Origin of the sequence: Kocuria sp. p3-SID1428, from assembly GCF_025149945.1 — a bacterium.
Lineage (GTDB): Bacteria > Actinomycetota > Actinomycetes > Actinomycetales > Micrococcaceae > Kocuria.
Genome location: NZ_JALXVH010000054.1, coordinates 1 through 16,246, shown reverse-complemented (window position 1 = coordinate 16,246; position 16,246 = coordinate 1). Strand labels below are relative to the sequence as shown.

General features: G+C 68.9%; 12 protein-coding genes, 1 tRNA gene and 1 pseudogene. 2 read left to right on the top strand and 12 right to left on the bottom strand.

What is annotated here, in order from left to right; translation table 11 throughout:
- Positions 1 to 5 precede the first annotated feature (5 nt).
- The 4 genes from M3E84_RS10605 to M3E84_RS10590 all read right to left on the bottom strand — a co-directional run bounded on the left by M3E84_RS10605 (position 6) and on the right by M3E84_RS10590 (position 4,014).
- On the bottom strand, positions 6 to 209 hold the full coding sequence (locus M3E84_RS10605) for a transposase (RefSeq protein WP_259896131.1): 204 nt from the start codon (positions 207 to 209) through the stop codon (positions 6 to 8).
- A gap of 348 nt (positions 210 to 557) precedes the next feature.
- Positions 558 to 631 (bottom strand) — tRNA-Pro (locus M3E84_RS10600).
- 72 nt (positions 632 to 703) lie between these two features.
- The gene (locus M3E84_RS10595; protein ID WP_259896130.1) at positions 704 to 3,619 is read right to left on the bottom strand and encodes a DUF3427 domain-containing protein; all 2,916 of its coding nucleotides are present in this window, start codon (positions 3,617 to 3,619) and stop codon (positions 704 to 706) included.
- On the bottom strand, positions 3,616 to 4,014 hold the full coding sequence (locus tag M3E84_RS10590) for a (deoxy)nucleoside triphosphate pyrophosphohydrolase (protein WP_259896129.1): 399 nt from the start codon (positions 4,012 to 4,014) through the stop codon (positions 3,616 to 3,618). Before M3E84_RS10590 ends, M3E84_RS10595 begins: the two co-directional genes overlap by 4 nt.
- Positions 4,015 to 4,345: 331 nt before the next feature.
- Between M3E84_RS10590 and M3E84_RS10585 the strand changes: the two genes are divergently transcribed.
- On the top strand, positions 4,346 to 4,744 hold the full coding sequence (locus M3E84_RS10585) for a hypothetical protein (protein WP_259896128.1): 399 nt from the start codon (positions 4,346 to 4,348) through the stop codon (positions 4,742 to 4,744).
- On the opposite strand, the gene M3E84_RS10580 is transcribed toward M3E84_RS10585, so the two are convergent.
- The 8 genes from M3E84_RS10580 to M3E84_RS10545 all read right to left on the bottom strand — a co-directional run bounded on the left by M3E84_RS10580 (position 4,700) and on the right by M3E84_RS10545 (position 15,806).
- Positions 4,700 to 8,179 (bottom strand): pyruvate carboxylase, encoded by a 3,480-nt coding sequence (locus M3E84_RS10580; RefSeq protein WP_259896127.1) that lies wholly within the window; start codon positions 8,177 to 8,179, stop codon positions 4,700 to 4,702. The genes M3E84_RS10585 and M3E84_RS10580 overlap by 45 nt on opposite strands.
- Positions 8,180 to 8,420: 241 nt before the next feature.
- Positions 8,421 to 10,019, bottom strand: coding sequence for a ribosome biogenesis GTPase Der (gene der / locus M3E84_RS10575; RefSeq protein ID WP_259896126.1), 1,599 nt, complete (start codon positions 10,017 to 10,019; stop codon positions 8,421 to 8,423).
- 45 nt (positions 10,020 to 10,064) lie between these two features.
- Entirely contained in the window at positions 10,065 to 10,766 is a 702-nt protein-coding gene (gene cmk / locus M3E84_RS10570) for a (d)CMP kinase (protein ID WP_259896125.1), read from the bottom strand.
- The gene (locus tag M3E84_RS10565) at positions 10,748 to 11,857 is read right to left on the bottom strand and encodes a prephenate dehydrogenase (protein WP_259896124.1); all 1,110 of its coding nucleotides are present in this window, start codon (positions 11,855 to 11,857) and stop codon (positions 10,748 to 10,750) included. The genes cmk and M3E84_RS10565 overlap by 19 nt, the downstream gene beginning before the upstream one ends.
- 2 nt (positions 11,858 to 11,859) lie before the next feature.
- The gene (locus M3E84_RS10560; protein ID WP_259896123.1) at positions 11,860 to 12,981 is read right to left on the bottom strand and encodes a pseudouridine synthase; all 1,122 of its coding nucleotides are present in this window, start codon (positions 12,979 to 12,981) and stop codon (positions 11,860 to 11,862) included.
- A 362-nt stretch (positions 12,982 to 13,343) separates the two neighbouring features.
- Positions 13,344 to 14,015 (bottom strand): SMC-Scp complex subunit ScpB, encoded by a 672-nt coding sequence (scpB, locus tag M3E84_RS10555; protein WP_259896122.1) that lies wholly within the window; start codon positions 14,013 to 14,015, stop codon positions 13,344 to 13,346.
- Positions 14,012 to 14,905, bottom strand: coding sequence for a ScpA family protein (locus M3E84_RS10550; RefSeq protein WP_259896121.1), 894 nt, complete (start codon positions 14,903 to 14,905; stop codon positions 14,012 to 14,014). The genes scpB and M3E84_RS10550 overlap by 4 nt, the downstream gene beginning before the upstream one ends.
- 7 nt (positions 14,906 to 14,912) lie before the next feature.
- Complete coding sequence (locus M3E84_RS10545) at positions 14,913 to 15,806, bottom strand: ParA family protein (RefSeq protein WP_259896120.1); 894 nt, start codon at positions 15,804 to 15,806, stop codon at positions 14,913 to 14,915.
- Between the two features lie 133 nt (positions 15,807 to 15,939).
- On the opposite strand from M3E84_RS10545, the pseudogene M3E84_RS10540 reads away from it, so the two are divergent.
- Positions 15,940 to 16,246 (top strand): annotated as a pseudogene (locus tag M3E84_RS10540) (hypothetical protein); the annotation flags it as partial.

Below are 16,246 nucleotides of genomic sequence, written 5' to 3'. Positions count from 1 at the left end.
CACCATCAGAGAAGCTCGCAGAGTTCCTTGCGCTCACCGCTTGAATCCGCCATCGAGTTCGCTCGGCGCAGCTCGCGCACTTCCTTCTCCAGCTCAGCGAGCCGCTGCGCATCGCTGGTCGTGGTCCCGGGCCGGTGGCCCTCCTCGATCTCAGCCTGCCGGACCCCTGTCCGCAACGTCTCCGGATCGATCCCGAGCCGCTCGCCCACACAGCGGAACGCACCCGACCTCGCCGGCTGGATCCAGCCGCGCGTCCACGGCCATCCTCGTGGCCCTCTCCCGAAGCTCGTCGGGGCACTTCTTCGGTGCTGCCATGGTGCTCATCCTCACGTGGGACCACAGCCTCCACCAGACCCGGGGCGATACAGCCTTCACATCCGGGTCATCGACGCCGCCACCGGAGAGATCCTCCGCGAACTCACCCTCAACCCGAACCGCGATTACCAGCCCACCGGCAAGCCCCACGGACCACAACGCACCAGACCCCAGAAAAACGAATAGCCGAACCTACGAAAACCGTAGGTTCGGCTATTCCGATGTCGTGCGACATCACAGTGTCGGGATGACAGGATTTGAACCTGCGACCCCCTGACCCCCAGTCAGGTGCGCTACCAAGCTGCGCCACATCCCGTGGACGTCGCCGTCCACTGCACCCGGATCGCTCCGAGCACTCGCAGTACTGTACCCCACCGCCGGGCCAAGTTCACATCGAGGCACCCGGCGACGTCGGGCGCAGGAAGTACTCGTACAGGCTGTCCTCCAGCGGCTCCTCGAGGTCCAGCTTCATCGTCACCACGTCCAGCATCTTTTCGGACCCCCCGGGCATCTGCGTCTGCTCTGCGTCCCGTGGCGCGGCCTGGCCCAGGTAGAAGAAGTCGGTGCCCTCGGCGTCGTCCTTCTTGGCGAACACGTGCAGCGGGACCTCTTCAGCGGCGATCCGCCGCTCGTCGACCGAGTTCAGTGTCTTCCGGCTGCGGGTGTACCAGCGCACCGTCGACGGATCGAGCAGCTCGTCTTCGTACTTGGTGGAGGCGGAGACGTCGTCGTCCTTGTGGTACGTGATGAAGATCGGGCAGGTCTGCGTGGCGGCGTCGATCTTGTACCCGAAGATCACGCCCTGCTGGTTCGACTCCCACCCCAGCAGCCGGCACACGTCCTTGCGCGAGTACCGCTGCCCCTGCTGCAGCTCGCTGCGCCAGCCGTGGCGATGCCGCGCCAGGTACAGCCCGGTCTCGATCGCATCGCGCACGTGGGCCCGGAACGTCTCGTCAACCTCCCATTCGGCCAGGAACGCCTCCGAGAGCCGGTACCGCTCCCCCGTCGTCTCGACGGCGCCCGCGCCGCCGTACTTCGTCGTCTCCTGCTGCGTGAAGAACCGGTAGGACAGCACGCGCTCGCTCGACAACACCGTGCGAGCGTCGTCGGCCAGGTTCTGGGAGCGCAGCAGGTCTCGGAACTCAGGACGAGTCAGGGACTGACCGTCGAGCAGCGCCTGCAGCAGCAGGAGCTCGTGCGGGCGCTTCCCTGGCAGCAGCTCGTGGTCCAGGAACGCCAGGAACCCGCGCTGCTGTGCGGTCGGCGCCGCGTCGACGGCTTTGGCCTTCACCAGGAAGTCCCAGTACGACGTCGCCCGGGCCGTCGCCAGCACCACCGGATCCACGGTCTCGAACCGGGCGAAGTCCATCAGCCACGGCTGCTGCCCCAGCCGCTGGTGCATCTCGCGGTATGCGGTCTTGAGGTTGGCCAGCGAATCGAGGTTGGTGTCGGAGATGGAGCGCAGGATGGCGTCGCGGGAGATCTCGTCGAAGTTCACGGACGACAAGCCCGAGATCGCCCCGGCTGTCTGCGCGCCCAGGACCTGACGCCGCAGCTGGTCCTTGCTCAGCGACGAATCCCCGAACAGCGCCATGGGGATCATGTAGTTATTGGTGTAGTTGCCGATGAAGTCGATGACCCGCAGATGGTCCTTGCCCTCGGCCAGCCGCAGCCCGCGCCCGAGCTGCTGGGTGAAGATGATCCGCGACTGCGTCTGTCGCATCATCACCACCTGATTCAGCGACGGGATGTCGATGCCCTCGTTGAAGATGTCGACCGTCAGGATGTAGTCGAGCTCCCCTGCTTCCAGGCGTTGGACGACGGCCGTCCTCTCCTGCTGGGACTGCGCACCGGTGAGCGCTTCCGTCCTCAGCCGCCGACCGTTGACCGCGGAGAGATTGAGCAGCTCGTTGAGCTCGCGTGCTTCCTCCACGCGGCTGCAGAAGATCAGCCCGCGCACCTCGCCCTTGTGCCCGTAGCGCTCGATCATTCGCAGCAGGTGGTGCACGCGCTCGGGGGCCACGAGCCGGGAGAGCTGTGCGGTCTCGTCGACGGTGGTGCCGTCCTCGTACTGGAAGTCCTGCACGCCGTAGTAGTGGAACGGCACGAGCATGTCGGCTTCCAGCGCTGCCTGCAGGCGGATCTCGTAGGCCACGTTGTGATCGAAGAGCTCGAAGACATCGACGGCGTCCGTGCGCTCCGGAGTGGCGGTGAGCCCTAGGAGGAAGTCCGGGGTGAGCCGATCGATCATCTCCCGATAGGTGCGCGAGCCGGAGCGGTGCACCTCATCGATCATCACGTAGTCGAAGCCGGCGGCCTCGATCTCCTCCAGCGCCCCGGGGCGGGAGATCGACTGGATCGTGGCGAAGACATATCGCCGGTCCAGTTCCCGCCGCTGCGCCACGAACTTGCCGAATTGATCGGCAGGCTCTTCGAGCACGCGCTGGAATTCGCTGAGCGCTTTGTCCACGATCTGCTCGCGGTGGACCACGAACAGCATCTTCCGCGGTTTCGCCTGGCGCACTTCCAGCGCGCCCAGGATCGTCTTGCCGGTGCCCGTGGCGGAGATGACCAGGGCCCGCCGCTCCCCCGCCTGGCGCAGTCGTTCGATCCGCTCGAGCGCCTCCTCCTGCATGGAGTTGGGCACGATCGTCGTCGGGATCCCCGACGACGCCGGCGGGAGGAAGCCGTCGACGGGTGCGGCCACGAGCTGCGGGCGCTGCGCGTACTCGATTGCGTAGGCGTCGATGAGCTCGTGGGTGAGCACGACGGCCTCGTCGATCTGTCGGTCCACGGCGGTGCGCAGCTGCTCGGCGATATCGCCCTCGGGCAGCGCGGAGAAGCGCAGGTTCCACTCGCGATTGCGCAGCAGCGCGTTCGACGTCAGGTTCGAGCTGCCGATGATCGCGGTGGTGCCCAGGTCCTGGTCGAAGACGTAGCCCTTGGAGTGGAAGCCGCGCTTGGGATCCAGGTGGGCGTAGACCTCGATGCCGGGCAGAGCGAGCAGCTCGCGCAGCGCGTCCGGGGCGTTGAAGTTGAGGTAGGTGGAGGTGACGATCCGCCCGGTGCCGCCGGCGGCCACGAAGTCGAGCAGCGGCTGCTTGAGCATCGCCAGGGCATCGGTGGTCACGAACGCGACGGAGAACAGGAAGCTGCGGGAGCGGCGCAGCTCGTCGAGGATGCCGCGCAGCATCGTGTTCTCGTCGTCGTTGGAGATCAGCACCGGGTGGTGCAGCTGCTCCGAGGCGGTCTGCCGGTCCAGGAAGCCGAAGACAGTGTCGGCGCGGAGCGCCTCGCGCTTCATGCGTGCAGGTCCTGGATCACGCGCTCGACAGCGGGGATGTCTGCCGGTGCCCAGTTCAGGTCGCGCAGCTTGGCCACCGGCAACCACCGGATCTCGGAGTGCTCGGTGAGCCGGGGCGTGCCCTCACGCAGGGTGCAGTAGTAGGTGGCCAGGGAGACGATGACGTTCTCGTACTCGTAGACCGTGGTCTCCACGTGCTCGCCGATCTCAGCGGTGCACTGCAGCTCCTCGACGAGCTCGCGCGCCAGCGCCTCCTCGGGCGTCTCCCCCGGCTCGATCTTCCCACCGGGGAACTCCCACATGCCGGGCAGGCTCATCTGCTCGCTGCGCCGGGCGGCGAGTACCGCCTGCCCGTCCACCAGCACCGCGCCCACGACCTCGACCTGCTTCTTCACCCTGGCTCCTGCTCCGTCGACTGCGCCCGGGCCAGCCCGGCCCTTTGTGGTGCAGCCTACGAGATGCTGAGGCCATAGAGGTCCATAGACACCGGGACTGAGAGCGCATCATGCCCACCCCCATAATGAATGTATGATGCGCATCCACACCGCGGACCGGCATACTCGCATAATGCCCGCAATACGTTCAGGTCTGTATATGCGCCCACTCCATCCCCGATGCAGCCCACGATTCGGCTCCGTGCACAGAAAGTGACTCTAAAGACAAACCATGACCAATACAATCGTCAATTTTTTGCAAATCATCCTGCCTACTCTAATCGCGCTATTTGTGGCATATATTACCGCGAAAGTTTCGCTAGTAAATGCAGAAATATCTAGAATTCGCGATAAATATTCCTCAATCCGGAGCGATATTGGAATACTTCAGAGCTCCCAGAATGTTATGGACATACAGGGGTATGGGGGTGAGATCGGAGAACTCATCGACTTCACGAAGCTCCGAACGGAGAACGCTGAAACGTTCTTCAAGAACTACTACAAAGTTACGATCAACGCACGCGCTGCTCTAGCGCGTTCCGGCATCAACTCTGGTTTGATTTGGGAGATCGTCACACGTGACCAGTCTCAGATTTTCAAAGACGAGTTCGAACAGATATGGAGAGAGCTTGACCACGCAGAGAAATCAGAACTCGAAGGACTCAAGAAGTGGTGGATCCCTTCCGTATAGGGGGGTATATCGAGTAAGGCTCACCTGCGGCGGCCCCTGGACGACCACGCGCTTGACGGTGCCGCCCACGGGAGTGGTGACCGAGGCCTCCATCTTCATGGCCTCGATCGTGGCGATCTTGTCGCCGGCCTCGACCGTGTCCCCCTCGGAGACCGTCGGCGTCACCGCACCGGCGAAGGGCGCAGCCACGTGGCCCGGGTTGGACTTGTCCGCCTTCTCGGCCTCCACGAAGTCCGTGGCCACCGAGGTGTCGCGGACCTCCAACATGCGCATCTGCCCGTTGAGCGTGACCATCACGGTGCGCATGCCCTTCTCGTCGGCCTCGGAGATGGCCTGCAGGGTGACCAGCAAGCGCACGCCGCGGCCCAGGGAGACGATGTGCTCCTTGTCCGGCAGCAGGCCGTAGAGGAAGTCGCGGGTGTGCAGCACGGACATGTCGCCGTACTCCGCCTGACGCGACTCGAACTCCTGGGTGGGGCCGGGGAACAGCAGCCGGTTCAGGGTCGAGCGGCGCACAGCGGCATCATCCGACTGCAGACCGGCGCGGTCCTCCTCCGACAGCGGAGTATCGCCCGGCGTCTCGTGCCGCCCCTCGAGCGCCTTGGAGCGGAACGGCTCGGGCCAGCCGGCCGGCGGGGTGCCGAGCTCGCCGTTGAGGAAGCCGATCACCGAATCGGGGATGTCGAAGCTCTGCGGGTTGGCCTCGAACTCGGCCGGGTCCACGTCCATGCCCACGAGCTGCAGGGCCAGATCGCCCACGACCTTGGACGACGGCGTCACCTTGACCAGGTGCCCCAGCATCCGGTCGGCCGCGGCGTACATGTCCTCGACCTTCTCGAACTTCTCTCCCAGCCCGAGCGCGATCGCCTGCTGGCGCAGGTTGGACAGCTGACCGCCCGGGATCTCGTGGCGGTACACGCGCCCGGTGGGCCCGGCCAGCCCGGACTCGAACGGCGAGTAGATCCCGCGCACGATCTCCCAGTACGGCTCCAGGTCGAAGACCGCGTCCAGGGACAGCTCACTCTCCCGCTCGGTGTGCTTCAGCGCGGCCACGAGAGCGGAGGCCGACGGCTGCGAGGTCGTCCCGGCCATCGAGGCGGCGGCGACGTCCACGGCATCCACCCCGGCCTCGACGGCGGCCAGCAGCGTGGCCACCTGCCCGCCGGCGGTGTCGTGGGTGTGCAGGTGCACGGGCAGGTCGAACTTCTCACGCAGCGCAGTGACCAGACGGCGTGCGGCCTCCGGGCGCAGCAGACCGGCCATGTCCTTGATCGCCAGGATGTGCGCCCCGGCGTCGACGCACTGCTGGGCCAGGTCCAGGTAGTAGTCCAGCGTGTAGACGGTCTCGTCCGGATCCAGCAGATCGGAGGTGTAGCACAGTGCCACCTCGGCCACGGCGGTCCCGGTCTCGCGCACGGCCTTGATCGCCGGCTCCATCTGGGACACGTCGTTGAGGGCATCGAAGATGCGGAAGATGTCCACGCCGGTGGCCGCGGCCTCCTTCACGAAGGCGTCGGTCACCTCCACCGGGTACGGGGTGTAGCCCACGGTGTTGCGCCCGCGCAGCAGCATCTGGATCGGGATGTTCGGCATGGCCGCGCGCAGGCGGGCCAGCCGGTCCCAGGGGTCCTCGCCCAGGAAGCGCAGCGCCACGTCGTAAGTGGCACCGCCCCAGGCCTCGACGGAGAACAGCTGCGGGACGGTGTGCGCGTAGGCGGGAGCGGCGGCCAGCAGGTCGCGGGTGCGGATGCGGGTGGCCAGCAGGGACTGGTGGGCGTCGCGGAACGTGGTGTCGGTGACGGCCACCGAGGTCTTGGAGCGCAGGTGTGCCGCGAACTCCTCCGGGCCGTGCTCGAGCAGGTAGTTGCGCCACCCTTCCGGGTACGGCGCCTCGGAGGGCCCGTCGAACGGCGAGCGATCCGGCTCCTCGGTCTTGTCGCCGGGGTGGCGCGGGAGCTTCTCGCGGGGATCGATGCCCTCCACGCGCGGGCCGTTGGGCTGGTTGACGGTGACGTCGGCCAGGTACTGCAGCGCCCGGGTGCCGCGGTCGGCGGAGCCTCGGGCCTCGAGCAGCTCCGGGTGGCGCTCGATGAAGTCGGTGGTGATCTGCCCGTCCAGGAACTCGGGATCCTGCAGCACCGACTGCAGGAACGGGATGTTCGTGGCCACGCCCCGGATGCGGAACTCGGCCAGCGCACGCGATGCGCGGTGCACCGCGGTCTGGTAGTCGCGCCCGCGGCAGGTCAGCTTGACCAGCATGGAATCGAAGTGCGGGGAGATCTCCGCACCGGCGTAGATCGTGCCGCCGTCCAGGCGCACTCCGGAACCGCCTGCGGAGCGGTAGGCCGAGACCTTCCCGACGTCCGGGCGGAACCCATTGGCCGGATCCTCCGTGGTGATGCGGCACTGCATGGCGAAGCCGCGGACGTACAGGTCCTTCTGGCGGATGCCGATCTGCTCCAGGGTCTCGCCGGCGGCGATGCGCATCTGGGCCTGGACCAGGTCGACGTCCGTGACCTCCTCAGTCACCGTGTGCTCCACCTGGATGCGCGGGTTCATCTCGATGAACACGTGCTGCCCGGCGCGCTCGCCCACGGTGTCCACCAGGAACTCGACGGTGCCGGCGTTGAGGTAGCCCAGCTCACGCGCGAAGGCGACGGCGTCCTTGTGCAGGGCCTGGCGGATGTCCTCGTCGAGGTTGGGCGCGGGGGCCATCTCGATGACCTTCTGGTGGCGGCGCTGCAGCGAGCAGTCGCGCTCGAACAGGTGCACGGTCTCGCCGGTGGCATCGGCCAGGACCTGGACCTCGATGTGCCGCGGCTTGAGCACGGCCTGCTCCAGGAACACGGTGGGATCGCCGAACGCGGTGCCGGCCTCGCGCATGGCGGCATCGAGTGCGTCCTCGAGCTTGTCCTCGGACTCCACGCGGCGCATGCCGCGCCCGCCGCCGCCGGCCACGGCCTTCACGAAGACCGGGAAGCCGATCTCCTTGCCCCACTCGAGCAGCTGCTGCTTGTCGTCCGAGGGCTCGGAGCTGGCCAGCGTGGGGATCCCGGCCTTCTTGGCGGCCTTGAGTGCTGCGACCTTGTCGCCGGCCAGGCTCAGGACGTCTGCTGCGGGGCCGATGAAGGTGATGCCGTTCTCGGCGCACTTCTGAGCCAGATCGGCATTCTCGGACAGGAAGCCGTAGCCGGGGTAGATCGCATCCGCGCCGCACTCCAGGGCCACGCGGATGATCTCGTCCACGTCCAGGTAGGCCTTGACCGGGTGGCCCTCCTCCCCGATCCGGTAGGCCTCATCGGCCTTCTGCCGATGGATCGAGTTGCGATCCTCGTAGGGGAACACGGCCACGGTCTTGGCCCCGAGTTCGTACGCCGCGCGGAAGGCGCGCACCGCGATCTCACCGCGGTTGGCCACCAGGATCTTCGAGAACACAGAGACTCCATCTCCGGGAGCGCGACGCGAGCCGCTGCCCCCTTTGGGGTACTAGCAGTTGTGGGCCAGCTTACGCACTCGATGTGGTCTGACCACATTTTTCGGGGGCGCGTCCGTCACCGAGCCCCGCGGCGGAGGCCCCGTGGACACTCACCGAGCGGCCGTTGCGGCCCCGGGCACGACGACGGCCCCGATCCCTGTCGCGCAGAAGGGATCGGGGCCGTCGGGGAGAGTTCGGGGCTCAGCGCTTGCGGGAGCGGCGCTCGCGCACGCGCATGGTCACCTCGATCGGGGTGCCCTCGAAGCCGAAGGTCTCGCGCAGTCGTCGGGCGATGAACCGTCGGTAGCCGGGATCCAGGAAGCCCGTGGTGAACAGCACGAACTTGGGCGGGCGCGTGGAGGCCTGCGTGCCGAACAGGATGCGCGGCTGCTTGCCGCCGCGCAGCGGGTGCGGGTGCGCGGCCACGAGCTCGCCCAGGAACGCGTTGAGTCGCCCGGTGGGGATGCGGGTGTCCCAGGACTCCAGTGCGGTCTCCAGGGCGGGGACGAGCTTGTCCTTGTGCCAGCCGGTCTTGGCCGAGACGTTCACGCGCGGGGCCCAGGCCACGTGCGCGAGGTCCTTCTCGATCTCGCGCTCGAGGTAGTACCGGCGCTCCTCGTCGAGCAGGTCCCACTTGTTGAAGGCCAGCACGATCGCACGGCCCGAGTCGATCGAGGTCTGGACGATCCGCACGTCCTGCTCGGCCAGCGGCTCATCGACCGCCAGCAGGATCAGCGCGACCTCGGCGCGTTCGATCGCCGACTGCGTGCGCAGCGAGGCGTAGTACTCCGCGCCCTTGGCCATGTGCTGACGACGACGGATGCCCGCCGTGTCCACGAACCGCCAGGTCTTCCCGCCGAGCTCGATGTTCTCGTCCACGGGATCGCGGGTGGTGCCGGCGAGCTCGTTGACGACCACGCGCTCGGAGCCGGCCAGCTTGTTCAGCATGGAGGACTTGCCCACGTTGGGCCGTCCCACGAGCGCCACGCGCCGGGGACCGCCCACCAGCTCGGGCTCGGCCACCTGGCTGAACTCCGGCAGGATCTCGAACAGGGCGTCCAGCAGATCCGCGGCACCCTTGCCGTGCAGGGCGGAGACCGGGTACGGCTCCCCCATGCCCAGCGACCACAGCGCGGTGGCCTCCAGCTCCATGGCCTGCGAATCCGCCTTGTTGGCCACCACGATCACGGGCTTATTGGCCCGGCGCAGCATGCCCACGATGGCCTCGTCGGTGGCGGTCACGCCCACGGTGGTGTCCAGGACCAGCAGCACGGCGTCGGCCTGCTCCACGGCCAGCTCGGCCTGCTCGGCCACGGAGTGATCGATGCCGGAGGCATCGGCTTCCCAGCCGCCCGTGTCGACCATGGTGAAGGGCCGGTCCATCCACTCGGCGGAATACCGCACACGGTCGCGGGTCACGCCTGGGACGTCCTCCACGACGGCCTCGCGGCGGCCGATCACGCGGTTGACCAGCGTGGACTTGCCGACGTTCGGGCGACCGACCACGGCGACCACCGGGGCCGGCTTGCGGTACAGGTCCGCGACGTCCTCGCCGGCCCACTCTGCGAGCAGCGCCAGGTCCTCCTCGTCGAGGTCGTAGTCCTCGAGGCCCTCGCGCAGGGCCTCGGCACGCAGCTCGGCCTCGTCGTCGTCGATCGCGGCCAGGCGCTCGGAGATGTCCTGATCGCCGCCGCCGAGGATCTTCTCCTCGTACTGATCCGCCGGGCGCTGAGGCGCTCCCTCAGGGCCGGGGCCGGACCACTCGAAGTCGTAGTTCGTGTTCTCGGGGGTCTCGGGCATCGGGCCCCTCCTTCTGATGTGGTGCGGAAAAGTGTGTGGGGAGCCTCAGGCGAGCTCGGGGACCGCGCGCAGGACCAGGTCCATCACGGCGGTGACGGTCTGCTCGATGCTCAGCTCCGAGGAGTCCAGGGGCGTGACGCCGTCGGCGGCGTCGGTGAAGTTCACCAGCTTGGAGTCCTTGGCATCGCGGCCGGTGACCTGCGCGGCCAGGGCCTCCTTGGACTGCGAGGAGCCCAGCTGCGCTCCGCGGCGGGAGAGCCTGGCTGCCTCGGAGGCGGTGAGCAGTACGCGGACGTCGGCGTCGGGGGCCACGACTGTGGTGATGTCGCGGCCCTCGGCCACGATCCGGCGACCGGAGGCCTCGATCATCTCGCGCTGGCGCTGGACCAGGATCTCGCGCGCGGCCGGGATGGTGGAGACTGAGGAGACCGCGCCGGTCACCTCGCTCGAGCGGATGGCCGCGGTGACGTCCTGGCCGTCCACGCGGACCTGCTGCTGATCGGGATCGGTCGAGACCTCGATCGGTGCGGTGCGGGCGGCTTCCACCACGGCGTCGCCGTCGCCCAGGTCGATGCCGCTGTGCACGGCCCACCAGGCCACCGCGCGGTACATGGCCCCGGTGTCCAGGTAGCCCAGGTCCAGCCGGCGGGCGATCTCCTTGGAGACCGTGGACTTGCCGGAGCCCGACGGCCCGTCGATGGCCACCACGGCCTGGGTGCTGTGCTCGGTCACTGGACCACCTTCCATCCGCGCTGCTCGAGCGCCTCCACCAATTCGTCCCGACGGTTCGGGTCCACGGAGATCTCCGCCAGGCCGACGCGCCGGCCTAGGGAGTGCTCCAGACGCAAGTCTTCCAGGTTGATCCCGGTCTCGCCGACCGCGCTGAACAGCTCACCCAGCTTGCCGGGCTTGTCATCCACCAGGACGGTGAGCTGGGCGAAGGCCTTGGGCGCTCCGCCGTGCTTGCCCGGGATCCGGGCCTGGCCGGCATTGCCCTCGGCGATCAGCTCGGCCATGTCCAGACGCGCGCCGGGGCCCGTGGGGTCCTCCAGCGTGTTGATCAGCCGGTCCAGGTCCTCGCGCACGCCGTGCAGCGACGGCACGATCGATTCCGCGTTGGCCGAGAGGATCTGCACCCACAGCCCCGGATCGGAGGCGGCGATGCGCGTGGTGTCGCGCAGCCCCTGCCCCGCCAGGGACAGATGGTGCAGCGGCGTGTCCTGCAGGCGCGAGGCCAGCAGCGAGGACATCACCTGGGGGACGTGCGAGATCAGGGCCACGGCGGCGTCGTGCTCATCCGCCTCCAGCTCCGTGACGTGCGCGCCCAACTCCTGGGCCAGCGAGCGCACGCGCTTCACGGCCGCATGACCGGTCTCCGGCGCTGCGCACAGCACCCACGGCATGGTCGTGAACAGCTCGCCGCGCGCGGCCACCGGCCCGGAGCGCTCGCGCCCGGCCATGGGGTGGGAGCCCACGTAGCGGCGCAGATCCGCACCGCATGCGCGCAGACCCTCCTGGATCGCGGACTTGACCGAGGCCAGGTCCGTGACGATCGCCTGCGGGTGCTCCGCCAGGGCCTGCGCCACGGTCTCCACGACGACGTCCGGAGGCGTGGCGACCACGATCAGGCTCGGCTCGGGGACGGTCTCCCCCGCAGCCAGGGCCAGACGCTCCGAGCTGCCGGCGCCGATGTCCGCGCCGATGGCCTCAGCGGTCGGGGAGGCATCCCGCAACCAGGTGGACACACCCAGATGCCGCAGGCCCAGACCCACCGAGGCGCCGAGCAGGCCCGCGCCGATGATCAGCACGGGGCCCTCGGCAGCGGTCTCAGCGGCCACCCTCAGCCTTCCAGGCCCACGGAGGCCAGCAGGTGCCCGACCTCGGTGTTCGACAGATCGCGCACCACACCCTGCTTCTGATCGCCGATGCGGATGGGGCCCACCTGGGTGCGCACCAGGCGCTCCACGGGGTAGCCCACGGCGTCGAAGAGGCGGCGGATGATGCGGTTGCGGCCCGAGTGCAGCACGACCTCGACCAGGATGTGCCCGGGCACGGAGTCGACCAGGCGGAACTCGTCCACCTTGGCCACGCCGTCCTCGAGCTCCACACCGGCCTTCATGATGTCGCCGATGCCCTTCTCCATGGGCCCGCGCACCTGCACCAGGTAGGTCTTGGGCACCTCGTAAGAGGGGTGGGTCAGGCGATTGGTGAGCTCGCCGTCGTTGGTCAGCAGCAGCAGGCCCTCGGTCTCCGAGTCCAGGCGGCCCACGTGGAAGACGCGGTGCTGGAGGTGCTTGGAGGAGGTGAGGAAGTCCGAGATGCACGGACGCCCCTCCTGGTCCTCCATCGAGGACACCACGCCCTCGGGCTTGTTGAAGGCGAAGTAGACGAGCTTGTCATCGAGCTGGATGGGCAGCCCGTCGACCGTGATCTCCACGGTCTTGGGGTCCACGCGCACGCCGAGCTCGGTGACCTTCTGGCCGTCGACCGTCACGCGGCCCTCGGCGATCATCTCCTCGCACACCCGCCGCGAGGCGACTCCGGCGTTGGCCAGCAGCTTCTGCAGGCGCACGCCCTCGGAGTCGTGGACCTCCAGGCGGTCCACCGGCGGGTTCTTGGGACGACGACGGCGGTGCGGTCCGTAGATCGCCACCTTGTCCGGCATCTTGCGCTCGTAGCGCTCCGACTTGGCGAAGGGCTTGGGGCCCTTCTGGCCCTTGGGAGCCTTGGGGCCGACGGCATTCGCCTTGGTGGCGGGCTTGCCGGGACGGCCCTTGGGGCCTCCGGCTGCTGCACCGCGGGGGCCGGCGCCCTTGGGGCCGCTCTTCGGGGCCTTGCCGGGGCCGCCGGAGCGTCCCGGTGCGCCGGAGCGGCCGCCCGAGCCCTTGCCGGGGCGGGACGGGCCGCTGCCGCGGCTCTGGGAGGGGCGCTTGCCCCGGGAGTTCGAATGGTTCTCAGCCATGTCGCACTGTCCTTTGCAGGTCTGTGGTGGTCTGTCGGTGCCGCCTGGCTCGGCGCTGGCTCGCATGCTGCGCATCGGCAGCGCCGGGATCGTTCGCGTGCCGGGCCTGACGTCCTGTGGGAGTCGGCTCAGCACGCACCGAGCCGCCGCGAGGGCGGGCGTCGGTCGGCGGTCGTCGTCGCTCGAACGGTGCGGACCCTCGTTCGAGTCCCGCTGCGCCGGTCGGCGTGATGCGCGGGGATTCCCGCGCGGACGACAGGCCATCCTATCCGCTGAGCACCCGCCGGCGCAGTACCCGGGATCACGCGCGGCGCAGGGAGCCCGGCGCTTGGCAACACCCCTCAGCCGCGAGTGCCAGCGACTCAGCCGTCGAAGTCGCCGACGTCCTCGACGCCGGGCAGGTACGGCGAGATCTGCGGCAGCTCGGAGATCGAGTCCAGGCCGAGCTTCTCCAGGAAGTACGGGGTGGTGCCGTAGAGCAGCGCGCCGGTCAGCGGATCGCGCTCCATCTCCTGCACCAGGCCGCGGGCCACCAGGGTGCGCACCACGCCGTCGACGTTCACGCCGCGGATCGCCGAGACGCGCGCCCGGCTGACCGGCTGGCGATAGGCGATCACGGCCAGGGTCTCCATGGCGGCCTGCGACAGCCGCGAGGTCTGCCCCTCGAGCACGAAGGCCTGCACCACCGGGGCGAACTCCGCGCGCGAGTAGAAGCGCCAGCCCCCGCCCACCTTCCGCAGCTCGAAGCCGCGCGGCACGGCCGGGTCGTCGTCATCGCCGGTGAGGCCGTCGTACTCGGCCCGCAGCGAATCCAGGGTCGCGCGGATCTCGTCGACGGGCTGGCCGAGGACCTCGGCCAGGTCGAACTCGGAGACGGGTCGCTCGGCGACCATGAGCACGGCTTCGATCGCGGCGGCCAGCCCCCCGGGCAGGGTGTCGACGTCGACGACGCCGGCGGAGATCTCCTGCGCCCGGGACGACGCGACCGCCTCGTCCGCGCTGCCGTCGGGGGCGGGCTCGTGCTGCTCAGTCATGGGGCCATGCCTTCTGCCGCGGGGCCCTCGGCGGCGGGATCGGTCGGGGCGGGGACGTCGTGCTCGTCGGAGAGCCGCTCGGGGCTCCAGTCCTCCGGGGCGGTCCAGGTGATCCAGACATCGGCCAGCGGCTCGTCCTGGCGGACGTCGATCGCGCGATCGCGGAACAGCTCCAGGACCGACAGGAAGCGCACGACGACCACCAGCACCGTCTCGGCGTCGGCGATCAGCTCGGCGAAGGTGTGCTCCTGGCCGTCGGCGAGCATCAGGCGCAGCTGATCGGCCTCCTCGCGCACGGTGACCTCGGAGCCGTGGAGGTGATCGACGCCGACCTCGGTGGGCGCGGCCTCCTTGGGCGTGAGCGCCCGGATCGCGATCTGCGCGAACTCCTCGGGGGTGGTGCGCCAGATGAGCTCGGGCATGAGCTTCGCGAACTGCGGCTCCAGCGGCACGGAGCGGGCCTGCCGGGCGGACTCGGTGCGCATGGTCTGGGCCATGAGCTGGGACATGTCCTTGAACGCCTTGTACTGCAGCAGCCGGGCGAAGAGCAGGTCGCGGGCCTCGAGCACGGCCAGGTCGGCCTCGTCGTCGACCTCGCCGCGCGGCAGCAGCCGGGCGGCCTTCAGATCCAGCAGCGTGGCGGCCACGACCAGGAACTCGCTGGCGGCATCCAGGGCCGCCAGCGAGTTCGTCTCGCGCAGGGCGCGCACGTAGTCCAGGAACTCGTCGGTGACCATCGACAGCGAGACCGTGGTGATGTCGAGCTCGTGCTTGCCGATCAGCCCCAGCAGGACCTCGAACGGCCCGGCGAAGTTCTCGAGCTCGACCGCGAAGCCGCCCTCGGACCCGGCCAGGCCCGAGGACTCGATCTCCGGGACGAGTGCGGTCATGCGCGGATCACGGAGCGCCGCCGCGCGAGATCAGCTCGCGGGCCAGCTGGCGGTAGGCATCCGCGCCCGCGTGGTTGGTCGCGAACGAGGTGATCGGCTCGGCGGCGACCGTGGCGTCCGGGAACTTCACGGTGCGCTTGATGACGGTGTCGAAGACCTTGTCGCCGAAGGCCTCCACGATCCGGTCCAGCACCTCGCGGGAGTGCAGGGTGCGGGAGTCGAACATGGTGGCCAGGACGCCGTCGATCTGCAGCTTGGGGTTCAGCCGGTCCTGGACCTTCTCGATCGAGTCCACCAGCAGGGCCACCGCTCGCAGGGCGAAGAACTCGCAGATCAGCGGAATGATCACGCCGTGGGCGGCGGTCAGCGCGTTGACGGTCAGCAGCCCGAGCGAGGGCTGGCAGTCGATGAGGATGACGTCGTAGTGGTCCTCGACCTTGCGCAGCGCCGAGGCCAGCACCTGCTCGCGGGCCACCTCCGAGACCAGCTGGACCTCGGCGGCCGAGAGGTCGATGTTGGCGGGCATGAGGTCGATGCCCTCGGTCTCGGTCTCCAGGATCACGTCCCAGGGGTCGACCCCGCGCTCCATCATCACGTTGTAGATGGTCTGGTCGAGCTCGTGCGGGTTCGCGCCGAAGCCCGCCGACAGCGCGCCCTGCGGATCGAAGTCCACCATGAGGACCTTGCGCCCGGTCTCGGCCAGGGCCGCGCCCAGGTTGATGGTCGACGTCGTCTTGCCCACGCCGCCCTTCTGGTTGACCATCGCGATGATCCGCGCCGGGCCGTGGGAGTCCAGCTCGGGCGGGTCCGGGAAGCGACGCAGCGGGCGCCCGGTGGGGCCGACCTTGCCGGTCTTGGCGTCGCCGAGCTCGGGGAACCGATCCTCGTTCTTGCTGCTCACTGTGGGAACCACTCCTGGTCTGGGGACGGCGTGCGAGCCGCGCCGACGCGCGCCCGCCTTCTCTGGCCAGTCACCCTACCGCCGCGGGGCGGGACCCGCATGGACGCGCCAGCCGCAGCCGGCGGCGCTGGGCATGCGCAGGGTCCACGACGACGGGCCCGTACTGCCCCTGCCCCTGCTCGACGACGTGCCGGTGAGCCCTGCCCGAGGTCGCCGAGGTGGCGGTGCTCGGACTTCCCGACGAGCGCGACGGGGCGAGGCCATCACGGCGGTGATCGTGGTGCATCCCGAGCAGCAGCTCACCGCGGAGACGATCTGCCTGTACGCCCGCGAGCACCTGGCCGACTACGCGGTGCCCAAGCGCGTGGAGTTCGTGGCCGAGCTGGCCGCGCAACCAGTCCGGCAAGCTGCTCAAGCGCGAGCTGCGCGCTCAGCGCACG